The sequence below is a fragment of the Streptomyces sp. MK37H genome (genome assembly GCF_018035285.1).
Lineage (GTDB): Bacteria > Actinomycetota > Actinomycetes > Streptomycetales > Streptomycetaceae > Streptomyces > Streptomyces endocoffeicus.
In genome coordinates this window covers 1-2,738 of sequence record NZ_JAAAYH010000714.1, presented here as the reverse complement: position 1 = coordinate 2,738, position 2,738 = coordinate 1, and the positions used below count along the sequence as shown (strand labels likewise).

Annotated in this window: 1 protein-coding gene; it reads left to right on the top strand. The window is 74.7% G+C overall.

The window, feature by feature from the left end; genetic code table 11:
* Window positions 1–342: 342 nt before the first annotated feature.
* A partial coding sequence (locus tag GWI24_RS43110) for a SpoIIE family protein phosphatase (RefSeq protein ID WP_210951471.1) occupies window positions 343–2,738 on the top strand: 2,396 nt, incomplete at its 3' end.

Sequence of the window (2,738 nt, the reverse complement as noted above, 5' to 3'; positions counted from 1 at the left end):
ATATGCGGTTCCGCCGCGTGGCGGGGGTTCCGCCCCGGGGCGCGGGGTCCAGGGGCGGAACCCCTCACGCGGCGGAACCGCAAATGGATGCCACGGGAAGGGGCGGGGAGGGGAAAGACCCGCCGGACACCCAGTACGGCTGAGCACCGTCGCCCCCGAGGGGAGATGGCCGGGTTCACCCCGCTGTGCCATGCTTTGAGGAGAGGCGCAATCCCTTTCGAGGGGGCGCGGCAGTGAAGGCCCTGCCGGTGGTCGTGACCGGTCGCCGCGCGGAGGCCGACCAAGGGCCCGGGTACGCCCACGAGACCGGCGGTCCACGCACGGAGGCGGTGCAGGCGTGCTGTGACCGGGCATGTGCTGACGTTCACGGGGACCGCGTTGGTGGCTGTCTATGTGCTGGACGCGGAGGGTGCCGAGCTGCGGTTGGCCGAGACGGTGCGCGGCGCCGGACGGTCGTACGCGCTGCCGGCCCGCTACCCGCTGTCCGGGCGCTCGCCCGTCGCCGACGCCTTCCGCGCCGGGCGCCCCCTGTGGCTGACCCCCACCGAACTCGCCGCCTACGGCCCCATCGGCCCCACCACGCCCGAGACTCCCACCACGCCCGGCGTCTCGCTGGGGGCGCTGCCACTCGGCGGGGACGGCAAGGGGCTGGGGTGTCTGGTGGTCGTGGACGAGGCACCCGGCGGGATCGACGCCGACCGACGGGGCTTCATCGAGCTCTACGCCCACCACGTGGCCGCCGGGGTGGAAGCGGCCGGGCCGCAGGGACTCACCCAGCGGAGACCCGAGCTGCCCGGCCTCACCCTGGACCGGCTGCGGGTCGGCTCGTTCGTCCTGCACCTCGACAGCGGGCGGATGACCGCCGACATCGAGGTGCTCGACCTCTTCGGCATCCCCGGAGAGGACTTCGACGGCCGGGTGGAGACCCTGCTGGCGGTCACCGTCCCGGACGACGTGCCCGCCCTGATGTCGGTCCTGGAGCCCGACCTGCTGACCTCCGGCACCGCACAGCTGGAGTTCCGGATCCGCCGCCCCAACGGGGAGCTGCGCTGGCTGGGCCTGCGCGCCCGGGTCGAGACGGGGGCGGACGGCACGCCCCGGCGCATGCTCGGCGTGGTCGCGGAGACCTCGTATCTGCGGCCGAGCGCCGACGAGGTGTCCCTGGTGCAGCGGCTGTCCGCCGCCCTGGCCGGGGCCACCACCGTCCGCGACGTGGGCCGGGCAGTGGTCGGTGCGCTGCGCGATCCGCTCGGGGCGGGTCGGCTCGCGGTCGCCGAGCTCCAGGCGGAGCAGCTGGTGGTCGGCGTCCTCGCCCCCGCCGAACCCGCCGCCTGGCCCGAGGTGTGGCGGGCCGCCTGGCGCTCCGAATGGCCCGAGCCGCCCAGCCAGGCCCTGCCCACGCTGGCGGAGGCGCTGCGGGAGGGGCAGGTCAGCATCTGGCCCGAGGGCGCCGATCTCGAACCCGGGCTCGCCGGTATCGGCCCCGGCGGCCTCGCCGTCCTCCCGCTCCCGGCGGACGGCCGGATCGTCGGCGTATGCCTGATCGGCTGGGAGGAGCGGCATGAGTTCGGCCCGGAGGAGCGCTCGCTGCTGACCGCGACCGCCGGTCTGGTGGGCCAGGCCCTCGTGCGCGCCCACGCCCTGGACGCCGAGCACGAGCTGGCCACCATGCTCCAGCGCAGCCTGCTGCCCCGGAAGCTGCCGGAGCTGCCCGGCGGGGTGGCCGTCACCCGCTATCTGCCCGCGACGATGGGCCTGGAGGTGGGCGGCGACTGGTACGACGTGATCCCGCTGCCGGACGGCCATGTGGCGCTGGTCATCGGGGATGTGCAGGGCCACAGCGCCGCGGCCGCCACGATCATGGGCCAGATGCGCACCGCCATCCGGGCCTACGCGGTGGAGGGCCACCCGCCCGATGTGGTCGTGGCGCACGCCAACCGCCTCCTCGTCGGCATGGAGACCGATCTCTTCGCGACCTGCTGCTACGCCGACCTCGACATGGAGGAGGGCGAGGCGTGGTTCGTCCGGGCCGGGCATATCCAGCCGCTGCTGCGCCACCCGGACGGCACGACGCAGGAGCTCGACGTCGAGGGCGGCCCGCCGCTGGGCGTGGTCGCGGACGCGGAGTTCCCGATGACCGCCGCCGGGCTGTCCTCCGGCACCCTGCTCGCCCTGTTCACCGACGGCCTGGTCGAGTCCGCCCGGCTCGACCTGGACGACGGTGTGCGCCGGGCGTGCCAGGCGCTCGCCCGCGCCGACCCGGCCGACCCCGGAGGAGTGGCGGACACGCTGCTCGGCGGGGACAGCCGCCGCGACGACGACGTCGCGCTGCTGTTGCTGCGCTACGACGGGATGCGGGTGCGGCCCACCCGGGCGAGCTGGACGGTGTGGCGGCTGCCCGACGCCGTGATGCACGCCCGCCGCTTCACCGCGCGCACCCTGCGCAACTGGGGGCTGGAGGACGAGCTGGACGTGGCCCTGCTGGTCACCTCCGAGCTGGTCACCAACGCCCTGGTGCACACCCGCGGCGAGGTGCGGCTGAATCTGACGCTGACCGCGGACCGGCTGCGGATCGCGGTGAACGACCTCTCGCCGCGTACCCCCGTCAAACCGGCGACCGTGGACTGGGAGGCCACCGGCGGGCGGGGACTGCTGCTCATCGAGGCGATGTCGCAGACCTGGGGCTCGGTGCCGCTGAGCGGGGGCAAGCAGGTCTGGGGCGAGATCGGCTTGTCGTC